Consider the following 15,840-nt stretch of genomic DNA (forward strand, 5'->3'; position numbering starts at 1 on the left):
TTCCACAAGAGGAGTGTTTCCCATGAGAGAGAACGCCTATGACAACCCAGTCTTCTTTAAACAATACCGCCGGTTTCCCCGATCTGTGGAGGGGCTGTCTGCCGCCGGAGAGTGGCACGCCCTGCGGGCGCTGCTGCCTGATTTTTCTGGAAAGCGGGTGCTGGATCTGGGCTGCGGCTTCGGCTGGCACTGCCGGTACGCCGCACAGCAGGGAGCCGCCACCGTGCTGGGGGTGGATCTGTCGGAAAAGATGCTGGCCCAGGCCAGGGCCATGACCGGGGACCCCTGCGTTACTTACCAGCAGGAGGCAATTGAGGACTGCAGGCCCGCTCCCCGCTCCTTTGACATTGTGCTCAGCTCTTTGGCCTTCCACTACGTAGCCGATATCAGACCGGTGTTTGAAGCGGTTTTTCAGGCCCTGGTTCCCGGCGGCGCCTTTGTCTTCTCCTGTGAGCATCCGGTCTTTACCGCCCAGGGCAGCCAGCAGTGGCACTGTGACAGCGGCGGCGTCCCCCTTCACTGGCCGGTGGACCGCTACTTCTCCGAGGGGGCGCGGACCGCCCGGTTTTTAGACTGCGACGTGGTGAAATACCACCGCACCCTGACCACCTATCTGGACGCCCTCCTGGACGCCGGCTTTCTCTTGAAGCGGCTGGTGGAGCCCAGACCGGATCCCGCCCTTATGGACCTGCCCGGCATGGCCGACGAACTGCGCCGGCCCATGATGCTCCTTATCTCCGCCCAGACGCCCGGGCTGCAGTACCTTACTAAGGGGCTGGGAGCGGGTTTTTAAACCCGCTCCCAGCCCCCATTTTCTATTTTCTCACTGGTCACATATTTTTCCGGATCTGCTTCAGGGCGTTTTTCTCCAGCCGGGAGACCTGAGCCTGGGAGATCCCCACCTCGGCGGAGACCTCCATCTGGGTGCGGCCCTCAAAAAAGCGGAGATTCAGGATGTGGCGCTCCCGCTCGCTGAGTTGGGCGATAGCCTCCTTGAGAGCGATGTGCTCCAGCCAGTTCTCGTCGGTGTTCTTAGCGTCCCGCACCTGGTCCATGACACAGATGGTGTCCCCGCCGTCGGAGTACACCGGCTCGAAGAGGGAGACCGGGTCCACGATGGCGTCCAGGGCGAAGACCACCTCCTCCCGCTTGATGCCCAGAATTTTGGCCACCTCCTCCACCGTTGGCTCCCGCTGGTGCTCCGCCAGATATTTCTCCTTGGCCTGGAGAACCTTGTAGGCCGTGTCCCGCATGGAGCGGGACACCCGAACCGCGCTGTTGTCCCGGAGATAACGGCGGATCTCCCCCACGATCATCGGCACACCGTAGGTGGAAAAGCGCACGTCCAGGTCGGTGTTGAAATTGTCAATCGCCTTAATCAGGCCGATGCAGCCCACCTGAAACAGGTCGTCGGCCAGCTCTCCCCGGCCGCTGAATTTTTGAATCACGGACAAAACCAGCCTCAGATTCCCGGCGATCAGCTTTTCCCTGGCGGCGGTGTCCCCGGTTTTGGCCCTCTTGAGAAGGCCGATGGTCTCCTCGTTTTTCAGCACCTTCAGCTTTGCCGTGTTGACGCCGCAGATCTCCACTTTTCCCTGCATAAAAGCGCCTCCCGCGAATAAGGATTTGCTTTCAGTATTTCCCAGGCGCCTGGATTCATACTTCCGGGACAGGGGAGATATTTTTTATCATTCGACGCCTTTCGATGGACTTCCGCCGGGCAAAAGCAAAAAATGGCCCCAGGATTGCCCCTGTGGCCATTCCGGAACCGGGTGTATTTCCTGACGCGGCGCAGGGATTACGCACTGCCCTCAGAACTGCTCCAGCAGAAAGCGGCCGATGCTCTCCATGGCCTCCCCCGCCCGCCTGATGGGGAACATCTGAAACACATGCCACATGTCCCGCCACACCTCCAGGCGGCAGGGAATCCCCGCGGACACCAGCCGGTCCCGCAGGCGCACCGAGTCAGACAGGAGAATCTCATGGGTGCCGGCCTGGATCAGCACCGGCGGGAAGCCGGAGAAATCGCCGAACAGGGGGGACAGGCCGGGATCGCTCCAGTCCGCGCCCCCGGCGTAGGCCTCCCGCACCGCATAGATATACTCCAGGGTCAAGGAGGGATCCAGCCCCGCCCGCTCCCGGTAGGAGCGCCCGCTGGCCGTCATATCCGTCCAGGGGGACATGAGGATCAGCGCGGCGGGAAGCCGCCGCCCCGCCGCCTTCAGCCGGTGGGTCAGCACCAGGGCCAGATTGCCCCCCGCCGAGTCCCCGGCCACCACAATGTCCCGGGCTCCGTAACCCAGGTACATCAGGTAATCCCATGCCTTCAGCGCATCCTCTACCGCGGCGGGGTAGGGATGCTCCGGGGCCAGGCGGTACTCGAAGGAGAGCACCTCGTACCCCGTCACATTGGACAGCTTGGAGGCAATGGGCCTGGAATAGCCCAGATTGCCGCTGGTGTAGCCGCCGCCGTGGCAGTACAAAATGGCATGCTTGCGGTCGTGTCCCCGGTTGGGCCGGGCCCAGGCGGCGTCCATTCCCTCCAGGTTAAAGGGCTCCCAGCGGACGCCGGCGATGGGGGCAATGAGACGGCCCAGCACCTCCTGCCCCCTGCGCTGGCGCTCCAGATCCTCCGGCGCCATAGATTCCGGCGAGGCGGCGGTATGGACGGCCTTCAGGGCTTTCATTATGGGCGCGAGACGGCGGGACTCCGCCCGGCGGCGGCCGTCCTCCCCGGACCGTTTCTGCTTGGGACTGTGTTCCATAGACCCCTTCTCCTTTGCCTTTCTTCCGCAGCGCATGGGCTGCTCCTTCAATGCCACGCTCATCTTACCCCCCGCAAGCTGGAATGTCAATAAGCTCCCTCGTTTCTCCTCCCGCGGCAGCCGCAAACAGACACGGCAGGTGCGCCGCCCTCCGCCGTTTCCCTTGTAGTTTACAGAAAAGGGTGCTAAACTATGGCTACAGGAGGCGGTGCTATGTCAAAAAAGAATGCAGCTCCCCCGCAAAAGGAATGGTTCCCCCTGGACAACGCCGGCGTCCTGTACTCCGCGCTTCAGAAGGAGGACTACTCCGCCATCTACCGTTTTTCCGCGGTAATGGACGCCCCGGTGGATCCGGCGGCTCTCCAGCGGGCGGTAGCGCAAACCATGCCCCGGTTTCCCGGCTTTGGGGTGCGCATCAAGCGGGGGGCCTTTTGGTACTACTTTGAACCCAACCACGCCCCCGGGCCCTTTGTGAAGCGGGATATCTCCAACCCCTGCCAGCCTGTGCGCTTCAAGGAGGACAACGGGTGGCTGGTGCGGTTTTACTACTACGAGGCCCGGATCTCCCTGGAGGTCTTTCACGCCCTGTCCGACGGGGCGGGGGCGCTGGTCTTTTTCCGCACACTGCTTGCGGTCTACCTCCGGGAGCTGGGTCACGACGTGCCCAGCGAGGGGGGCGTGCTGGATGTGGACGAGCCCCCCCAACCAGAGGAGCTGGAGGACGCCTACGCCCGGTACGCCGGGAAAAAGGTACTGCGCAGCCCCATTCCCCCCAGAGCTTTCCAAAACACCGGGACGCCGGAGCCCTTTTATACTCTCAACGTCACCATGGGGTTTCTTCCGGTGGATCAGCTAAAGGCAAAAGCCAAATCCTATGGCGTGTCTATAACGGAATATTTAACAGGAGTTCTACTAAAAGTTATAATAGACAACCAGGAGCGGCAGCGGCCTCTCCGGCCCAAGCCGGTGGCTCTGGCCATCCCGATCAATCTGCGGCCCTGGTTCCCGTCAAAAACCCTGCGCAACTTTATCCTCACCGTGCGGCCCTGCATCGACCCCACCTTGGGGCGCTACACCTTTCCCGAGCTGCTGGCCCAGGTCCATCACTTTATGCGCCTGCACATCAACCGGCAGGAGATGCAGGCGCTGCTCACCGGAAACGTCCGGTTCCAGACCAACCCTGTCCTCCAAGCCATCCCCATCTGGGTGAAAAATCCCATCATGGCCCTGAGCTACCTTGTGGCCGGCACATGGCCCTACTCCGGCACCTACACCAACCCCGGCGCCTTTTCCGTGCCCCCGGCCATGGCCCCTCACATCCGGCGCATGGAGGTCATTTTGGGACAGGCCACCAACCCCCGGGTCCACTGCGCCTCCATCAGCTACGGCAATCAAATGGAGATCACCTTCGCCGGCACGCTGAAGGAGACGGACACCGAGCGGGACTTCTTCCGCTTTCTGGTCCGGGAGGGCATTCCCGTCAGGGTGGAGAGCAACCGGATCTGAGCCTCAAAACCGGCTATTTCACCACAAAAGAGGAGGAATTTCATGTCCTACTGCGTTAACTGCGGAGTGGAGCTGGATAAAACCGCGTCCGCCTGTCCGCTGTGCCATACCCCGGTCCGCAATCCCAACCAGCCGGTAGACCGCACCTCCCCGCCCCCCTTCCCTGCGGAGCGGGGGGAGGTGGCGCCGGTGTCCAAGCGGGAGCTGGCCCTGCTGCTCACCGCCATGCTGGCCTGTGTGGCGGTATGCTGCGCGGTGCTCAACCTCTTCCTCCCCGCCAAGCGGATTTGGTCGCTGTACATCATCGGGGCGGTGCTGATGCTGTGGCTGTGGCTGGTGCCTCCCCTGCTGGCCCGGGGAATGCCCCTGCTGCTGCGTCTGGGGATCGACACCACCGCCATCGCGGTCTACGTCCTGCTCATCGCCATCGACCTGGACGGCGCCGGCTGGTACCGTGCCCTGGCGCTGCCCATTATTCTCACTGGCGGAGCCTGCGCCCTCTTCCTTGGACTGACTCTGGGCATATCCAAGCGATCCATCCTCACCTCCGTGACGCTGATTCTGGGGACCACCGGCGTCTTTCTCCTGGGGGTGGAGTTCTTCGTGGATCGGTTCTGCACCGGTACCTGGGACCCGGGCTGGTCGCTGGTGGTAATGACCATCTGTGCCGCCCTCATCATCCCCCTGCTGGTGGTGCGGCGGGTGCCCTCCCTCCGGGAGGAGGCCCGGCGCAGGTTTCACATGTGACCCACCGCTATCCCCCGCCGCCACAGCAGCATATTGTCCTCAAACACCGCCTCCAGACGGCCGGCGTCCTTCAGCCAGGAGAGGCGGGCGCACGCAGCAGGGGCGCATGGATTCACCATCCACACGCCCCTGCTATGCACACCCGCGGTTACGCGGTGAGCGACAGATTTTTGCCCTTTGTCTCCTCCTGGGGGATGCCGATCTGGAACAGAGACGCCCGGTCGTCGTTCTGGGTCACTGTGCGGGTGGTGCCGCCGGAGACATAGACCCGTCCGCACTCGGGACAGATGGCGGTGTGGTAGGTGACGCTTTGGGAGACCACCTTCCGCTCCTCCCGCAGGGCCTTTTGCTGGTTGCGCACCACATGCTCCATCTCGTGGGCCCGGACCATGCTGGCCGCCTCCTCCGGCGACAGCCGGGTGGGCGTCTTGAAGGACACCCCCGGGTCGCTGGATCCGTCCTGATACTTCCGGTTCTTGCAGGTCTCGCACTCCCCGGTGTCCCGGCCCTGCAGGTCATTGCGCAGGCCGTCCTGACCTTCTGCCTCTGCCGCGCCGGTCACCGGCGGCACAGCCGAGTCCGCGGACAGCGCCGGCACATCCCCAGGCCGCTCTCCCTGAGCAGCCTCGGCCCGTCCAGCCCCGCCTGCGCGGGAAAGGGAGGACCAATAGGACGGATATCCCCCATAGCCGCTGATCAATGGCAGCATACATATTCCCTCCTCTCCTGATTTTGTCTCTCTTATTATAGCCAAAAAATCCCCGCCGCGCAAGATGCACACGGCAAAACAGGCGCCGCTGAATTCCTCAGCGCCGCCTGTCTGTAATATGGGTTTGTTCCGGTTACGCCAGCTTACTCTTGGCCAGGTCGGTGAGCTGGGTGAACGCGGCCTTGTCGTGGATGGCCAGCTCGGAGAGCATCTTGCGGTTAATCTCCACGCCCGCCTTCTTCAGGCCGTTCATAAAGGTGGAGTAGTTCATTCCGTTCTGCTTGCAGCCGGCGGAGATGCGGGCGATCCACAGCTGACGGAAGTCGCGCTTCTTCAGCCGGCGGCCGGTGTAGGCGTAGGTCAGGGACTTCATGACCTGCTCTTTCGCCATCTTGAAGTGCTTGGACTTAGCGCCAAAGTAGCCCTTGGCCAGCTTCAGGGTTTTATTTCTTCTCTTGCGCGTCATCATCGCGCCTTTCACTCTAGCCATTGTCGGTTAGCCTCCTATATCAATGAGTAAAATTCGGTTATTTGTAGGGAATCATGCGCTTGATGGCGGGCTCGTTGGTCTTGTCCGCATAGGCGCCGGCGCGGAGGCCCCGCTTGATCTTGGTGGTCTTTCCGTGGCCGTTGAGCAGGTGGCGCTTGTTAGCGTGGGCGCGCTTGACCTTGCCGGTCTTGGTGAGGTTGAATCTCTTCTTCGCGCCGCTGTGGGTTTTCAGCTTAGGCATGGTAGTATCTCCTTTACGTTACAATGTGGGTACCCCGGGTCCTTGTAGTCCCGGATGCCGGCGGCGTGCCGGCGCCTCAGCCCGTCGAAACAGTCTTTTCGCCCGGCTGAACTTCCTACTTCTTGCCCTCTTTGGCAGCCTTCGGGGAGAGGAAAATGGACATGTGCCGTCCGTCCAGCTTGGGTTCCTTATCCAACGCGGCGACCTCAGCACACTCCTGAGCGAACTTGACCAGAAGATTCCGGCCGATGTCGGTGTGGGCCATCTCGCGACCGCGGAAGCGGACGGTGACCTTGACCCGGTTGCCCTCACTGAGGAATTTCTGCGCGTTTCGGAGCTTGACGTTGAAATCGTTCACATCAATGCTGGGAGACATGCGGACTTCTTTGATCTCCACGACGCGCTGGTTCTTCTTCGCCTCTTTTTCCCGCTTGGTCTGCTCAAACTTGAACTTGCCGTAGTCCATCAGCTTGCAGACAGGGGGAACGGCGGTGGGGGAAATTTTCACCAGGTCCATATCTGCCTCCACTGCCTTCTCCAGTGCCTCCCGCGCGGACATAATGCCCAGCTGCTCACCGGCGGCAGAGACCAGACGGACCTCTTTGTCGCGGATCTCCTCGTTGATTTGATGACCCTTGTTGCTGATACGACAGCACCTCCCATTCTCAATTTTTCAACAAAAAAGCGGCTACCTCTTCCGGTACCCGCGCTACATGAACAAAGCCCGCCGGCACTGCCGGCGCGCAAAACCATGTTGACCTCTTCGCTGACACGCTGGAGGTGAGGACGGGAACCGTTCTGCTTTATTGTGCGTTCCTAGTATACCAGCGTCTGACAGCGTTGTCAACAAAAATTTTCTGCTTCATACCTTGTGATATGACGTAAGCGCCTGTATTCCCAACCGGCGGTTTCATGGCGCGGATTGCGCGCAAATACCCCTTGTTTTCTTCTTTCAACTGTGCTATCCTAATAAAACAAAGATTGCATTTGAGAGGAAAGGCGTGTCCGCGTATGATGGTTGGCGCACTGTCCATGGATCTCCCCCAGTCCCGTATCCGTCTCAGCGGTTCGGGCGTTGCTTCAGAGATGGATTTCCGGCAGGTTATGCAGGCCGTCTCTGACAAGACCAATTTAGACGGGCTGTTCGTCCAGGCCTCCCAGGCCACCGGCGTCCCTGCCGCCCTGCTCAAGGCGGTGGCCAAGGCGGAGTCCAACTTCACCCCCGACGCGGTCTCCCACTGCGGCGCGGTGGGCGTAATGCAGCTGATGCCGGCCACCGCCCGGGCTCTGGGCGTCAGCGACCCCTACAATGCCGGCCAGAACATCCTGGGCGGCGCAAAATACCTCCGGCAGATGCTGGACCGCTACGACGGAAATACCACCCTGGCCCTGGCGGCCTATAATGCCGGCCCCGGCAGTGTGGACCGGTACGGCGGCGTTCCTCCCTACGCCGAGACCCAGAACTATGTACGCAAGGTGATGGGCTACCTGGGGGGCGACTGCTCTGTTCCCGCCTCTGTCTCTGCCTCCTCCCCCACCGGGGTGATGGACCGGCATGTGGAGTCCGCCTCCGCCGCCCTGTCGGAGATCGTCCAAGAGCTCAATGGTACGCCGTGGCTCACCGGGGAGGACCTGGTGCTCTTCTGCGAGTCCATGAAGCTGTCCGCCGCCGACCGTCTCAACGAGATTCTCTCCGGCGAAGCGGACAGCGGGGAACGGGATTCCCACGGCCCCCGCGCACTGTAAAACCCACCGCCGCCCCCGGAACGCCTTTCAGCGTTCCGGGGGCGTTTTTTTATGTCCCGGGCCAAATTATTGTTTTTCTCTATATCTACAACAGCATAAATTAAAAATTCGAATATAATTTGACAACCGCGATGCAGACTAATATAGTAATCGCAATGCCGCCGGTTCGCCGGAGGGCATAGCATGTACACAGAAAGGAATGCTGTCAAAAATGAAACGGAAATTGTTGCCGCTGCTCCTGGCACTGTCCATGGTTCTCGCCCTGGCCGCCTGCGGCGGCGGACAGAGCGCCGCTACCCCCACTCCTGAGGCCACGCCCAGCGCCGCCCCCTCCGCCGCGCCTACGCCGGAGGCCGATCCCACGCCCGAGCCGGCCCCCGCGCTGTCCGGCACCATGAAGGTTGTGGCCACCAGCGAGGACTATGTGGCCCTGTTTGACGTCTTTACCCAGGAGACCGGCGTCAAGGTAGAGCTGCTGTCCATGTCCTCCGGCGAGGTACTCTCCAAGCTGCGGGCTGAGGGCGGCACCCCCTCCGCTGACCTGTGGTTCGGCGGCGGCATTGACGCCTTCATGAGCGCCAAGGAGGACGGCCTGCTGGAGCAGGTGACCTTTGACGCCTCTGCCGACTTGGCTGACACCTACAAGGATGCCGACGGCTACTGGTTCTCCAAGGGCATCACCATTGTGGGCTTTTTGGTCAACGACGCCCTGGCCCAGGAGCTGAGCCTCACCGCCCCCGCCAGCTGGGCCGACCTGACCAAGCCGGAGTACGCCGGTGAAATCATCATGTCCAACCCCGCCGTTTCCGGCACCAACTACGCTGTCGTCAACGCCCTGCTCCAGACTTTGGGCGACGAGGAGGGCTGGACCTATTTTGAGGCCCTGAACGAGAATATCGCATACTACGGCAAGCGGGGCTCCGACCCCCTGAATAAGACCGGCGCCGGCGAGTACGCCATCGGCATCTCCTATATTGACCGGGGCGTGGAGGCCCAGGCCCAGGAGAAGGGGCTGACCATCGTCTATCCCTCTGACGGCATTCCCTGGGTGCCGGAGGGCGTGGCCGTGTTCAAGAACGCAGAGAATGTGGAGGCCGCCAAGTACTTTGTGGAGTGGCTGTTCAGCAGCGACGAAAACCTGCGTATGCTGGCCGACATCGACAAGAAGGACGGCGCCAAGCTGGTCAAGCCCTCTCTGGAGGGGGTTGAGCTGGGCTACGACACCGGCATTCTCATGAAAGAGGATCTCTCCCTGTTCGGCAGCCAGCGCACCGAGATTCTGGAGCGCTTTGAGACCTTGATGGGCGACAAGGCCGCCGATGAATAAGCATGGCACTTCCGCGCCGCCCCCCCGCCCCCAGGGCGGGGGGGATCGCTGCGGTTCCGCCGGAAAAGGGGCATCTTTGGATGCCCTTTTTCGCCTTTTCGGCCGCGGGGCAGACAAGCTGGTTCTGCTGACCCTGCTGGGACTGGTGTGCCTGTTCGTCCTCGTCCCCATTGTGTTCATCGTCCTGCGCAGCTTCCGGGGTGCGGACGGCCTCACCTTGGAGTTCTACCAGACGGTCTGGCAGCAGTACCGGGACAACCTGTGGAACAGCGTCTTTGTGGGGGTGTGTACGGCGGTATTGTGTACCCTCTTCTCGGTGGCCGCCGCGCTCTTTCTGGCCACACGCCAGCGCTGGGGCAAGCTGTTGTGCATGGCTATTCTGCTTATCACCATGGTCTCGCCCCCCTTTGTCTCCTCTCTGGCCTATATCCAGCTCTACGGCCGGCGCGGCTGGATCACCCACCGGCTGCTGGGGCTGTCTTGGAATCCCTACAACTGCTGGGGCGTCATTTTAATGCAGAGCATTTCCTTTGTCCCCCTGAACGCCCTCTTCCTCAACGGGATGCTGGAAAAGCTGGACACAGGAAGCCTACAGGCCGCCCGGGACCTGGGCGCCAAGCCCGCCGCCATTCTGCGGGACGTGGTTCTCCCCCTGCTGGGGCCAGGCATTCTGGTATCGCTGCTGCTGTCCTTTGTCCGCTCTCTGGCCGACTTCGGTACGCCGGTGATCATCGGCGGGCGGTTCTCCACCATCGCCTCGGAGATCTATCTCCAGCTGGTGGGCTACTCCAATCTGGAGAAGGCCGCCGCTATGAATCTCTTTCTGCTGCTCCCCTCCATCGCCGCCTTTTTTGTGTACCGCGCCCTGATGCGGCAGACCGACCGCCTGGCCCAGGCCGGCCGCTCCCGGCAGGAGGCGCTGCAGCTCCCCCTGCGCCGCTGCGGAGCGGCGGGGGTGCTGATCCTCGCCGTCAGCCTGCTGTTCTTTCTGGCCATGGTGCTGCAATACGGCTGCATTTTCCTGTCCGGCTTCCTGCGCAGCAGCCGGGAGGGGTATGTCTTCACCACCCAGTATCTCAAGCAGCTGTTCACCTATGATCGCAGCACCATGCTGCGCAGCGTAGGCTACGCCCTCATTGTCTCTCTGGCCGGCACTCTGCTTGCCATGCTCTTCTCCTACTATATGGAGCGGCGGCGGGTGCCTGGGCGACACTTCTTCGACTGCCTGGTCACTCTGCCCTATATGATCCCCGGCACCTGCTTCGGCATCGGCTATATTCTGGCCTTCAACCATCCGCCCCTGAAGCTCACTGGCACGGCGGTCATTGTGCTGGCTAACATGCTCTTCAAGCAGCTGCCCACCACCACCAAGATCTGTTCCGCCGCCTTAGCCCAGGTCCCCACTTCTCTGGAGCGGGCAGTCCGGGATCTGGGCGGCGGCCAGTGGTCCGTGCTGCGGGATGTCATCTTCCCCGGCCTGCGCCCCGCCTTCCTCAGCTGCTTTGTCTACAACTTCTCCAGCAGCATGACTACTGCTGGAGCCATTCTCTTCCTCATCAGTCCCGGGCGGAAGCTGGCGGTCTTCAAGCTCTTCGACGCGGTCCAGGTGGGGGAGTACGCCACGGCCTCCCTCATTGCCACCACCATCATTGTCCTGGTGCTGGCGGTGGAGGGGAGCGTCTACGCCCTCACCACCCTGGGCGCCCGGCGGCCCGCCCCGAAACGATCTTAACAAGGAGGACTGTCTGTGTATCTTGACTTGTCCCATTTGAAGAAACGCTTTAGTGAGAAAGAGGTGGTGCAGGATCTCTCCCTCTCCTTGGAGCGGGGGCAGCTCCTGTGTATCCTGGGGTCCTCCGGCTGCGGGAAGACCACCACGCTGAACATGATCGGCGGCTTTCTCACCCCGGACGGCGGGCGCATCCTGCTGGACGGTCAGGACATCACCCACATGCCGCCGGAACAGCGGCCTGTGACCACCGTCTTTCAGTCCTACGGCCTGTTTCCCCACATGACGGTGCTCCAAAATGTGATCTACGGACTGAAATTCCGCGCCTATTCCAAAGCCCAGGCCAGAGAGAAGGGGGCGGAGTACCTCCGCCTGGTGGGGCTGGAGGGCTATGAAAACGCCCGCATCTACGAGATCAGCGGCGGACAGCAGCAGCGGGTGGCCCTGGCCCGGGCCCTGATTGTGGAGCCCAAGCTCTGCCTGCTGGACGAGCCCTTCTCCAATTTAGACGCCGCGCTGCGGGTGAAAATGCGCCAGGAGCTGAAAAAGCTCCAGCGGGACCTGGGCATGACGATGGTCTTTGTCACCCACGACCAGGAGGAGGCCCTCATTCTGGCCGACTATATGGCCATCATGGAGAAGGGCCGTCTGGTCCAGTACGGCACTCCTCTGGACATCTACCACCAGCCTGCCGACTCCTTTGTCTCCGGCTTCCTGGGGCTGGACGACCTCCTCTGGCAGCCGGACGGCTCCGTCTGGAAAGTGGTCAAAAAAGAGGTGAAGGGGGAATCTCCATGCTGATTGACATGCACCTGCACGAGCGGACCTGCTCCCTGGACAGCGCTCTGTCCTTGGAGGAGATTGTCACCCTGGCCAAGGCCCGGGGGCTGGACGGCGTGTGCATCACCGACCACGACAGCATGGGCCTGCGGGAGGAAGCGGAGCGCTACTCCCGCAGGGTAAACTTCCCCATCTTTGTGGGCATTGAGTTTTTCTCCCTCCAGGGCGATATCACCGCCTGGGGGATCGACGACTACCCCCCCACCCGGGTGGATGCCCAGACCTTTATCGACCATGTCAACGCCGCCGGAGGCTTCTGCGTCTCCTGCCACCCTTTCCGCAACAACAACCGGGGGCTGGAGGACAACCTGCGCCGGGTAAAGGGCCTCCACGGCGTGGAGGTCCTCAACGGCAGCACCACGCTGGAGGCCAACCGCACCGCCCTGTCCTATTGCAGGCAGCTGGGCCTCCAGCCCATCGGGGCCAGCGACGCCCACGTCCCCGGACAGGTGGGCAAGTATGTCACCTGGCTGCCGGAGACCGTAGCTACCCTGTCGGATTTCGTGGCCCAGCTCCACGCCCGGCCCGTCCGGCCCGCCATTTGGAACGGCTCCGGATACGACGTGGTGGACGATTTTTAGAGCCTGTATTCCGCGTTCTATGGCTGTGAATGCACTTATACATAAATAAGCAGGACGGAGAGGGGTTGTAAACTCCCTTTCCGTCCTGCTTTATGTTATTTGCCACCCTTGGGCTTTTTCTGGTGAAAATCCCACAGCCGGGATATGGTGGCCTTCAGCTTATCCATATCAATGGGCTTTGCCGTGTGGGCGCTCATGCCGGCGGCCAAGGCCGCCTGGATATCCTCCTCAAAGGCGTTTGCCGTCATAGCAATGATGGGGATGCTCTTTGCCGAAGGGTGGCTGCTGGCCCGGATGGCCCGGGTGGCCTCATAGCCGTCCATAACCGGCATCTGCACATCCATAAAGATCATGTCAAACTCACCGGGCTGGGTCCGGGTGAAGCGCTTTACCGCCTCCTCACCGTTGGACACCACCTCGCATTGGACGCCCTCAATCTCCAGCAGCTCCACCAGGATCTCCGCGTTGATCTCGTTGTCCTCCGCCGCCAGCACCTTCAGCCCTTCCAGGGAGGTCTCCGTCTGGGCAGGGGAATCGACCGCGTCTTCCGCTCCCTCCAGCAGCTGCGCCACCGCCCGCTGGAAGCTGGACAGGAAGAACGGCTTCGGCAGGAACATATCAATTTCAGCGCCCTGGGCCGCCTCCTTGGCCGCCTCCAGATCGTAGGAGGTCAGTACAAAAATCGGCACTTCCGTCCCTATCCTCCGGCGAATACGCCGGGCGGTCTCCAGTCCGTCTATTCCAGGCATTTTCCAGTCCAGCAGGATGATGTGGAACGCCTCTCCCCGGGCGTGGGCGCCGGCGGCCAGCTCCACCGCTGTGGCGCCGTCCGTGGCGTAGGAAACCTCCACCCCGGTGCCGTCCATAGCGCCCTGCACCCCCAGGCAGATGCCTTCCTCGTCGTCCACCACCAGCAGGCGGGTAATGCTGTGGTGCTGCCAGAAGGCGTCATCCCGCTCTGGGTTGGCCACCGCCAGCTCCACCTCCACCGTGAAGGTGCTCCCCCGCTCCAGCTCGCTCTGGACGAAGATGGTGCCGCCCATCAGGTCGATGATGTTTTTTGTAATGGCCATGCCCAAGCCGGTCCCCTGAATCTCCCGGGTGGCCTCAGTGATCTCCCGGGAGAAGGGGTCGAAGATGGTTTGGACAAAGGCCTCGCTCATGCCGTAGCCGTCATCCGCCACAGAGAACTGAAGATGAGCCCGCCGCATGGTATTCTGCTCCAGCCCCTCCACGGTAAGAGAGACATGCCCCCCCGTCTGGGTATACTTCACCGCGTTGGACAGCAGGTTGATCAGCACCTGGTTCAGCCGCAGCTTGTCGCCCAGCAGCAGCTCCGGCAGGCTGCCCTTTGTATAGAGCTCAAAGCTCTGCTCCTTGGCCCGCACCTGGGGGAGCATCATGGTGTACAGCTCGTCGATGAGCACCGGCAGGCTGAATTCCGAGATGTTCAGCGAGGTCTTGCCGCTTTCAATCTTGCTCATGTCCAGAATATCATTGATAAGGCCCAGCAGGTGCTGGCTGGAGGAGGCGATTTTCCGTGTGTACTCCCGTACTTTCTCCGGGTCGTTGGCGTCCCGCCCCAGCAGGACGGAGAAGCCCACAATGGCGTTCATGGGCGTACGGATGTCGTGGGACATATTGGCCAGGAAGTTGCTCTTGGCCTCGTTGGCGGCCTTGGCCGTGTGCAGCGCCTCCCCCAGGGTCTCGTACATCTGGCGCTCCTTCGTGCGGTCAGAGAGCATCAGAATAAACTGGTCCCGCCGCTCCAGGGAACAGTGGTGGATGAGCTTTTTGAACCAGCGCAGCTCGTGGGTCTTGGCGTGGAGGATGTCCTGCTCCCCCGTCCACACGCTGTTGATGGGAATGGCCGCCAGCGTTTCGGGAGACAGGGGCTGCTGTCCGTCGGGGAGCATATACTCCGCCTCCCCGAACAACAGGCAGCGCACATCCTTACGGATCTCCTCCGGCTCCAGGCCCACCACCCGCTCCAGGTTGGGGCTGACATACTCTGCTGTAAAATCCTTCGGTGAGAAGAGAATGAAAATGTCGTCGGTATTCTCTGTCAGCAGATCAAACAGCTGCTCCCGGGAATAGATTTCCCGGTTCTTTTCCACCATACGGCGGCGGTTGCTCATAATCACAGACAGAATGATGCCCACAGCGATTACGCCGAAGAGCAGGGCCATGACCACCAGCGTCGCAATAACAAAGCTGTTCATATTGGCGTTCACCAGATCCACCGGCGCAATCCCTGCCAGCATCCAGCCGGAGAAGCCCACCGGCTGATAGCACAGATAATAGGCCGTCCCGTCCAGATGGCAGATGGTCACACGCTGCTCGCCGTTCGCCCAATCCCGGGCAATCTTCTCCATATCCTCTTGGGAAAAGGTACCGCTGCGGTCCAGATAGTCCAGAAAATGCTCCGGCTGCTTCTCACGGCTCTGGGAGGAAAACAGAACACGGCCGTCCGGATACGTAATGAAACAGTCGCTCTTGCCGGAGAACGCCTGGATGCTCAGCGCTTTTGTCATATCATCCGTGCGAAAGCTCATCCCGATGGCCCCGTAATCAAAGTCCCGATAGCGCCCCGGCTGTACAGGCACGGCAAAAATGGTGACCCATTCCCCGCCGGATCCCTCGCCGTCCACCACGATGTTTTCCCCGCTTCGCGTCAGTCTTTCCAGATTATCCCCCAGCTCCAGACGGCCGGTCTCTCCCAGGTCGGTGACGTAAGCGCCCTCCTCATCCAGGAAATAAAAGGACGCAAAATGCCAGTCCTCCTTCGCCGTCTGGAGAAAAGCAAAGAATTCCTCCGGATTGGCCTCCGCCGTGCTGGAAACATAGCGGCTCCAGCTGCGCAGAATCCGCCAGTTCTTTGTGAGGGTGGTGCGAAGCGTATTGTTCATCTGGGTGTATATCTCCTCCAGGTGGCTCACACTCTCCTGGTAGATCTGCCGGGAAGCGAATCCAGAGTAGCCAATACTGATCAAAATCACCACTGCAAGCACAGCAACTATCGCGGCAGCTCCCCGCTGCTTTTTCTGGGCTATCATACATTTCCCCCTGTTTCCAGCTTCATCCCGCAGCCTGTATCCCACAGGCGCACAGCTGAGTACTCCCCTATTATACATACTATATTATAGCAGTTTTTTTCGG

At 61.3% G+C, this 15,840-nt stretch carries 16 protein-coding genes; 8 read left to right on the plus strand and 8 right to left on the minus strand.

Annotated features, from left to right (window positions below; genetic code table 11):
* The first annotated feature begins 22 nt into the window (after window positions 1-22).
* Window positions 23-793 (plus strand): class I SAM-dependent methyltransferase, encoded by a 771-nt coding sequence (locus tag D1159_RS07110; RefSeq protein WP_161844986.1) that lies wholly within the window; start codon window positions 23-25, stop codon window positions 791-793.
* A 37-nt stretch (window positions 794-830) separates the two neighbouring features.
* Here D1159_RS07110 and sigG read toward each other — a convergent pair whose 3' ends face one another.
* On the minus strand, window positions 831-1,601 hold the full coding sequence (gene sigG, locus D1159_RS07115; RefSeq protein WP_161844987.1) for an RNA polymerase sporulation sigma factor SigG: 771 nt from the start codon (window positions 1,599-1,601) through the stop codon (window positions 831-833).
* A gap of 210 nt (window positions 1,602-1,811) precedes the next feature.
* The gene (locus D1159_RS07120; RefSeq protein ID WP_161844988.1) at window positions 1,812-2,765 is read right to left on the minus strand and encodes an alpha/beta hydrolase; all 954 of its coding nucleotides are present in this window, start codon (window positions 2,763-2,765) and stop codon (window positions 1,812-1,814) included.
* 213 nt (window positions 2,766-2,978) lie between these two features.
* Here D1159_RS07120 and D1159_RS07125 point away from each other — a divergent pair, with 213 nt between their 5' ends.
* Entirely contained in the window at window positions 2,979-4,271 is a 1,293-nt protein-coding gene (locus D1159_RS07125; protein ID WP_161844989.1) for a hypothetical protein, read from the plus strand.
* Window positions 4,272-4,313: 42 nt separating this feature from the next.
* A complete protein-coding gene (locus tag D1159_RS07130) occupies window positions 4,314-5,018 on the plus strand; it encodes a DUF6320 domain-containing protein (RefSeq protein WP_161844990.1) in 705 nt (234 codons plus the stop codon).
* On the opposite strand, the gene D1159_RS19990 is transcribed toward D1159_RS07130, so the two are convergent.
* The 5 genes from D1159_RS19990 to infC all read right to left on the minus strand — a co-directional run bounded on the left by D1159_RS19990 (window position 5,009) and on the right by infC (window position 7,128).
* Window positions 5,009-5,137 carry a hypothetical protein gene (locus D1159_RS19990; protein WP_279280010.1) on the minus strand — a complete coding sequence of 43 codons (129 nt, stop codon included), beginning with the start codon at window positions 5,135-5,137 and terminating at the stop codon, window positions 5,009-5,011. The genes D1159_RS07130 and D1159_RS19990 overlap by 10 nt on opposite strands.
* Window positions 5,138-5,166: 29 nt before the next feature.
* On the minus strand, window positions 5,167-5,727 hold the full coding sequence (locus D1159_RS07135) for a hypothetical protein (protein ID WP_161844991.1): 561 nt from the start codon (window positions 5,725-5,727) through the stop codon (window positions 5,167-5,169).
* 133 nt (window positions 5,728-5,860) lie between these two features.
* Window positions 5,861-6,217: a 50S ribosomal protein L20 gene (gene rplT, locus D1159_RS07140; RefSeq protein WP_161844992.1), complete on the minus strand. Its 357-nt coding sequence runs from the start codon at window positions 6,215-6,217 to the stop codon at window positions 5,861-5,863.
* Window positions 6,218-6,254: 37 nt separating this feature from the next.
* Complete coding sequence (gene rpmI, locus D1159_RS07145) at window positions 6,255-6,458, minus strand: 50S ribosomal protein L35 (protein WP_161844993.1); 204 nt, start codon at window positions 6,456-6,458, stop codon at window positions 6,255-6,257.
* Between the two features lie 115 nt (window positions 6,459-6,573).
* Window positions 6,574-7,128, minus strand: a complete 555-nt coding sequence (gene infC / locus D1159_RS07150; protein WP_161845034.1) for a translation initiation factor IF-3 — start codon at window positions 7,126-7,128, stop codon at window positions 6,574-6,576.
* 341 nt (window positions 7,129-7,469) lie between these two features.
* On the opposite strand from infC, the gene D1159_RS19995 reads away from it, so the two are divergent.
* The 5 genes from D1159_RS19995 to D1159_RS07175 all read left to right on the plus strand — a co-directional run bounded on the left by D1159_RS19995 (window position 7,470) and on the right by D1159_RS07175 (window position 12,681).
* A complete protein-coding gene (locus D1159_RS19995) occupies window positions 7,470-8,204 on the plus strand; it encodes a lytic transglycosylase domain-containing protein (protein WP_161844994.1) in 735 nt (244 codons plus the stop codon).
* Between the two features lie 211 nt (window positions 8,205-8,415).
* Window positions 8,416-9,531, plus strand: coding sequence for an ABC transporter substrate-binding protein (locus D1159_RS07160; RefSeq protein ID WP_161844995.1), 1,116 nt, complete (start codon window positions 8,416-8,418; stop codon window positions 9,529-9,531).
* Between the two features lie 76 nt (window positions 9,532-9,607).
* Window positions 9,608-11,263, plus strand: a complete 1,656-nt coding sequence (locus D1159_RS07165; RefSeq protein WP_243152163.1) for an iron ABC transporter permease — start codon at window positions 9,608-9,610, stop codon at window positions 11,261-11,263.
* A gap of 15 nt (window positions 11,264-11,278) precedes the next feature.
* Entirely contained in the window at window positions 11,279-12,061 is a 783-nt protein-coding gene (locus D1159_RS07170; protein ID WP_161844997.1) for an ABC transporter ATP-binding protein, read from the plus strand.
* A complete protein-coding gene (locus tag D1159_RS07175; protein WP_161844998.1) occupies window positions 12,055-12,681 on the plus strand; it encodes a PHP domain-containing protein in 627 nt (208 codons plus the stop codon). Before D1159_RS07170 ends, D1159_RS07175 begins: the two co-directional genes overlap by 7 nt.
* 95 nt (window positions 12,682-12,776) lie before the next feature.
* Here D1159_RS07175 and D1159_RS07180 read toward each other — a convergent pair whose 3' ends face one another.
* Complete coding sequence (locus D1159_RS07180) at window positions 12,777-15,737, minus strand: hybrid sensor histidine kinase/response regulator (protein ID WP_161844999.1); 2,961 nt, start codon at window positions 15,735-15,737, stop codon at window positions 12,777-12,779.
* Between the last annotated feature and the right edge of the window lie 103 nt (window positions 15,738-15,840).

It is taken from the genome of Pseudoflavonifractor sp. 524-17, from assembly GCF_009935845.1.
Classification (GTDB): Bacteria; Bacillota; Clostridia; order Oscillospirales; family Oscillospiraceae; genus Pseudoflavonifractor_A.